Origin of the sequence: Thiocapsa sp. (genome assembly GCF_022340925.1) — a bacterium.
In the GTDB taxonomy this organism is placed as follows: domain Bacteria; phylum Pseudomonadota; class Gammaproteobacteria; order Chromatiales; family Chromatiaceae; genus Thiocapsa.
In genome coordinates, this window is sequence record NZ_JAJDNA010000126.1 from 1 (window position 1) to 4,983 (window position 4,983).

A 4,983-nucleotide genomic window follows, 5' to 3' on the forward strand; every position below is an offset into this window, starting at 1 on the left:
AGAGGCCACCGGTGAGCAGGCGAGCGAGGCGACGCAGGAGGCCGAGCGGCCGATTGGGCCGCCGATCCTCGTGCCGGGCAGTCCGCCCGTGCACGACGACGTCCCGCCGTTGCCGGGTGGGGGGGGTGAGCTCAACCTCAATCTCAATGACGACGGGTTCTCGTTTTTGACCTACGGCGCGGCGCCGACGAATCCAAAAGACGGCCCGTACGGCCCTTTTCAGCGCTGGACCATGCAGGGTAAATACCAGACCTGGCCGAGGTCGATCCATGGGAAGCTCTTCTTTTCGCTTGGCAGCTCCAACTTCGTCTGCTCCGCCAGCGTGATCGGGCGCAACGTCATCGCGACGGCCGGGCATTGCGTGAGCGACGGCAAGGGTGCCTTTGCCACCAATATCCGCTTCTGTCCAGGCTACAATCAGAGCGGCCCGATGGCGGGGACCGGCTGCTGGGGCGTCCGCGACGGGGCGATTCCCTTGGCGTTCTTCGCCTCGAGCGACACCGACTACGACTATGCCTGTCTCATCACCAACTCGGCCGGCGACACCTTCAACGGTCCGATCGGAGATCGAACGGGGTGGGCCGGCTACGCATACAACTGGCCCACGGATCAGACGGTCGTTCAATTCGGCTATCCGCAGGGCACGCCGTTCGACGGCCGCACGATCCAGCAGGTCGCCTCCGTCGAATGGTACGAGGTCGACATGACTCCGGGCGGGCAAACGTCGAAATACATCGGCAGCGACCTGACGGGCGGATCCAGCGGCGGTGGTTGGTTTCTCAGCTGGAGACATCCCTCCGCTGAGTACGCGGACACCGACGATTCATGGTGGACCGATCCCGCGGGTGCCCAGAAAGGCCCCTTTATTAACGGGGTGAACAGTCATAGGCGCTGCGTCTCGAACTGCGGGACCCCCCCGACCACAACCGCAGGCGTCTTCTGGCAGGAGATGGGCTCCCCTCAGTTTCTGAGCTCGGATTCGGACGGTCAAGACGCCTCCGATGTCTTTCAAATCTGCTTTGACAATCAATGACAATCGGCCTGCAAAGGGACTTCAACGAGCGGAGGGCCGTTTCAATCGAAGCGTGCAGAACCGCGCTGCAAGCCTGAGAGTTGGGAGGCCCATCGCCGCGACCTACCGGTCGCGGCGTTTTTCGTTCGACAGCCCTTGACCCTTGGAGCCGTATACACGGCGCCGATCCTGACCGGGACTGGCGGTATAGATGCGCGGATCGACCCAGCGAACCCCACGGCAGCTCGAGAAGATCATCGCCGTGTTCGGTCCGGCCCGAGCGCGTCGCCTGCTATGGCGCGAGCGATGGGGCGATCGCAGTCGGGTCTCTCTGGAGTATCGCGGACGGAAGCATCTTCTTCGCCTCAACACGACCGATCCCCTGGTGTGGTTCAGCGTCTTTTTGCAGGAGGACTACGGTGCCCCCCTCCCTTTCGAGCCACGAGTCATCCTCGATGCGGGCGCCTACACTGGCTTGTCCACGATCTATCTGGCGAACAAATATCCAAGCGCCCAGATCTTCGCCGTCGAGCCCGATCCAGCCAACTTTCGGCTCCTGAAAAGGAACGTGGCATCCTACGATCGAATTCGTCCCATCCACGCTGCGCTGTGGTTCGAGGACAGCCAGCTCATGCTTCGCACCCGGCCGGAGGGGCACTGGGCCTCGTCCGTCCACGCCCTCGGTCCTGAAACCAAGGGCCCTCGACCCTCACGGGCCGTTGCCGCGATTTGTATCGAGACATTGAAGGCGCGGTTCGGTCTCGAGCGTATCGACCTGCTGAAGGTCGACATCGAGGGCGCAGAGAAAGAGCTGTTCGAGCATTCGATTGGCTGGATCGATGAAGTCGGCGCCATCTTCATCGAGCTCCACGACCGACTGAGACCCGGCTGCTCGCGAGCAGTCGCGGCTGCTACCGACGGGTTCGATCAGACTGTCGTCGCCCCGATGACGACGCTGCTTGTCAATCGGAGCCGCCGCGGCGCCTAGCACGCTGATCGACCGGCCATCCTGGCCATAAATCAGTACACAACAGCAACGGGCGGCTTCGCCGCCCTTCGGCTTCAGTCGGCGAGACGACTGGGAATCACTGTGCCTCCGTGTGCCGGCGGAAGCACCGAATTGATCAGCGGTTCCAGCGGCGTCAGCAGCCGACCCACCCTGAAGGGTTCGGGCCGCGATGGCTGTCATTGTCTGGCCTGGTCCCTGCCTTTACCCGCCACTGCGTGGCGCAATGCCGGCAAGCATGTGCCGCCGATCAAAAATCGGCCTCGGATCAGGAATCGCCTGTGGTCAGGTTCGCTGACCGCGAGGCGCGGGACGGGCGAAAACGGGATGCGATTGCAGCGGGTTCGAGCAGTCCAACTCGCGGTCCGAGCGATAGTGCCTCAGGTCTTCACAGCGCTGAAGTCTGATATCCGACGCACGAAGCCCCGCTCGCGCGCGGTGCCAACCGCGTTCTAGCTCTTCCGGCGCGTAGGACCGATCCACCCATTTCGCTTTGGCGTGCTCAACGCTGAGAAAGAGGTAATGACGCATTGGGAAATCCGTCGGACAGATGCGCATCTGCGGGAACATGATTCGATGGCCGCCGGACGTCGCCAGGTCCGGTGCAGCGTCCTGGCGTTTCCAAAGGGTCAGACGATGGTGTGGAGCCGGACGAAAGGGGTAATACCAGCGCATGGTCTCCTGAAAGCCCGGATGGTCGTGAGCCGGCTCTTCCCGTGTCGGCACGAAGCAGAGCTCAATGAAGTTGGCTGCGTTGTAGCCCGCCGAATCAATGTGCCCGATGGCTTCGCGGAGCGTTCGGAAGGGCGGGGGTGGCAGGCGAATCTCGTCGGCATCGACGTGCATGCACCAGTCATGGTCGGATGCTTGGGCGATCTCGACCTTGCGGCGGAGGATCGTCTCCCAACGGTAGACGCCGTTGCGCGCCAAGGATTCGATCCCGATCACCCCGCGACCGACATAGTCCTGAGCGATATCCCCTGTGTGATCGGTCGATTCGTTATCGATCAGATAGACATCGAACCCTTGGCGAATCAGATTCTCAAGACACGCCCGGATGAATCTTTGCTCGTTGTATGCGGCCAGGATGGCCAAGGCTCTGAGTCTGGGCAAGACAGTTCTCCCGTCCGAAACACCGATTAGGCCCCGTCCCGGCCATGAAAACAGGATGGTTTCGCCGCCTAGCAGAACGTAGCGGCCAGCGCCCTCCCGCCAGTATGCGCTTCAGAGGCGCGCTGCCGGCATCCGCTTCCGCCTCGGCGAGAAGCCAAGCCCCCACAACCATGGAGACCCCACCAGACCCGGGAGCGACCAAGCGCACCACCACCACGGAACGCGAAAACGCGGTTTCCGCTTTCCTTCTCTTGCGGCCGCTTGGGCGGCGGAAAATCGCGGGGCATCCAGCCCCGAACGGGAAGCGCTGAATTCTTCAGCGCTTAAGCCGATCCGCCGAGCGCGGGGGGCTTGCCCCAAGGCACGATGCGGTCGATGGCGCCGTCCTTGAGGATGTACTGATGCCAGATCGCCGCGAGGACATGCAGGCCGATCAAGGCGTAGAAGAAAACCTCCATATAGGGACCGTGTCCGACCGACGCGATCTTGTGGAGCCAGGGCAGGTCGCCCACGATCGACGGGATCGGCGTACCGAAGAAGTCGGCCGGGAGATCCTTGGAGGCGATGCGCAGATAGCCGCCGATGGGCACCAGCAGGGTGGCGAGGTTGAGCAGCACATGGGTTGCCTTGGCGAGCACGCGGGTGATCCAGCGACCGGGAAGCGGCTCGGGCTGGGGCGTCCGCTTGGTCCAGATCAGACGCAGGATCACGATCCCGAACAGCAGGATTCCGAGCGACATATGGAGATTCATCCACTCGGTGCGCGCCGCGGACTCCTTCTCGGCCATCTCGCGCAGGAGATTGGTTCCGAGCATGGCGAAGAGCAGGGCGGCAACCACCCAGTGAAAGAGCTGGGCGACGATGCCGTAGCGTCGGATGGGCTGCGTGTCACTCATGGGACGGGTCCTCTTGAGCTGTGGGGCCTGGTCAGTCCTCCGTCGCGTCCCTGAGGCGGGGTGGTGATCGCGCGGCGCGGCCGTTCGGCCTTGGTCCTTGCCCGGTCGCCGGCAGGGACCCTTGCATCCGCGCCATTGCTCGAATAACCGCGCGAGTATCCGGAGAATTCGGGACGTTTGCAATCCGAGGCGCCCCCCCTCTGTCAGCATAGAAGTCCGCCGCGCACCCCGATCGAGGCGTCCGGGCCGCAACCCAGCCGGACTCCCTGCTAAGACGCGCATGGCCCCCCTGCACCAGCGTCGTGGCGCCACCTCCTCGCCTTAACGCTACGGTAAGACTCCGCGTGTTTACTGTGTGCTGCCCCTCCGCCACCCCGTGTGCCGGCCCATGCCCCGGACTCGAGCCCAGATGGGTGCCGCTCCGATCGCGCCCTTTGCGGCCCCCCGCCGATCACCGGTGCCTTTCCCGGATCACCCCAACCGGCCGGCACGCCGCCGGCCCTACCATGCCTGATGAGAGGTCCCCATGAGCAAGCTCGACATCGAAGAACGCCTGGCCGTGATGGAGATGGTCACCGAGATCGCGGCCGAGGCGGAGAACACCAGGAGCGTCTGGATGATCGAGCTCTAGGAGCCTGTCTGACTTGAGCGATCGTCGCGAGCCGAGTGGGAGAGCGAGGACAGATTCGACCGTTTTCGAGGCGCATAGTGGGTCTACGTAACGAGAAATCGGTCGGATATGGACCGCTGTCCCGCCGGCGCAGTAGATCAGTCTCAAGACAGACAGGCTCCTAGGAGCTGATCGAGCGTCTGTACCGCAAGATGACCGCCCTGATCGAGGAGGGCGGCCTCGACGGTGATGACGACGAGGACGATGATGGCGATTGACGCGACCGCCCCGGCCCCGCAGCCCGGACACGCCGCTCCCCCGTGGCCCGGATGCAGCGCGAGCGCAA

The 4,983-nt window shown here is 63.7% G+C and carries 5 protein-coding genes; 2 read left to right on the plus strand and 3 right to left on the minus strand.

Annotated features, from left to right (window positions below):
* Both LJE61_RS14740 and LJE61_RS14745 read left to right on the plus strand, forming a co-directional pair.
* Positions 1 to 1,033 (plus strand): trypsin-like serine peptidase (locus tag LJE61_RS14740; protein WP_296918820.1); only part of this gene is annotated, 1,033 nt, incomplete at its 5' end.
* Between the two features lie 190 nt (positions 1,034 to 1,223).
* The gene (locus tag LJE61_RS14745; RefSeq protein WP_296918821.1) at positions 1,224 to 2,000 is read left to right on the plus strand and encodes an FkbM family methyltransferase; all 777 of its coding nucleotides are present in this window, start codon (positions 1,224 to 1,226) and stop codon (positions 1,998 to 2,000) included.
* A gap of 303 nt (positions 2,001 to 2,303) precedes the next feature.
* Here LJE61_RS14745 and LJE61_RS14750 read toward each other — a convergent pair whose 3' ends face one another.
* From LJE61_RS14750 to LJE61_RS14760, 3 genes are all read right to left on the minus strand, one after another.
* A complete protein-coding gene (locus LJE61_RS14750; protein ID WP_296918823.1) occupies positions 2,304 to 3,131 on the minus strand; it encodes a glycosyltransferase in 828 nt (275 codons plus the stop codon).
* 323 nt (positions 3,132 to 3,454) lie between these two features.
* Positions 3,455 to 4,027: a cytochrome b gene (locus LJE61_RS14755; RefSeq protein WP_296918824.1), complete on the minus strand. Its 573-nt coding sequence runs from the start codon at positions 4,025 to 4,027 to the stop codon at positions 3,455 to 3,457.
* Between the two features lie 774 nt (positions 4,028 to 4,801).
* On the minus strand, positions 4,802 to 4,983 hold a 182-nt coding region (locus tag LJE61_RS14760), incomplete at its 5' end, for a hypothetical protein (protein WP_296918826.1).

What these genes read in the sequence shown, in the direction of transcription:
- LJE61_RS14745 (WP_296918821.1), top strand. Translation starts at nt 1,224, where the DNA reads ATGCGCGGATCGACCCAGCGAACCCCACGGCAGCTCGAGAAGATCATC.
- LJE61_RS14755 (WP_296918824.1), bottom strand. Translation starts at nt 4,027, where the DNA reads ATGAGTGACACGCAGCCCATCCGACGCTACGGCATCGTCGCCCAGCTC.